Source organism: Meridianimarinicoccus zhengii (genome assembly GCF_003254465.1).
Lineage (GTDB): Bacteria > Pseudomonadota > Alphaproteobacteria > Rhodobacterales > Rhodobacteraceae > Meridianimarinicoccus > Meridianimarinicoccus zhengii.
In genome coordinates this window covers 1-543 of the sequence record NZ_QDFI01000212.1, presented here as the reverse complement: position 1 = coordinate 543, position 543 = coordinate 1, and the positions used below count along the sequence as shown (strand labels likewise).

The 543-nt window shown below is 60.6% G+C and carries 1 protein-coding gene; it reads right to left on the bottom strand.

What is annotated here, in order from left to right:
- Nucleotides 1-520: DNA topoisomerase (locus tag DDE13_RS22670; protein ID WP_235868831.1), on the bottom strand; the 520-nt coding region annotated here is incomplete at its 3' end.
- Nucleotides 521-543 lie beyond the last annotated feature (23 nt).

Below are 543 nucleotides of genomic sequence, written 5' to 3'. Positions count from 1 at the left end.
TGAGGCCTTGTTCCGACAAAGTGGTGGAGTCGGTACGCATGTAGGTGATGTGGCCGTTTTCGTACAGCCGCTGCGCGATACGCATGGTGCGTTCGGAGGTGTAGTGCAGCTTGCGGCCGGCCTCTTGCTGCAGGGTTGAGGTCATAAATGGCGCGTAGGGGCGGCGGGTGTAAGGCTTTTCCTCCACCTTGGTCACGCTCATTGCAACGCCGGTTAGCTCTTCGACGAGGGCCTCAGCGCGCTGCTTGTCGACGACCACCGCATCACCTTTGAGCTCACCACGGTCGTTGAAGTCACGGCCGGTAGCCACACGCTTGCCGTCCAAAGCCGTCAATCGGCCCGTAAAGGAGGTTGGGTTGCTATCTTGTGCAGGCTTGCCGGTATCGAATTCCGCCTCCACATCCCAGTAATCAGCGGAGATAAACGCCATGCGCTCACGCTCGCGCTCTACGATCACGCGGGTGGCCACGGACTGCACGCGTCCGGCGGACAGCCGTGGCATGACCTTCTTCCACAGCACTGGGGATACCTCGTAGCCGTAGA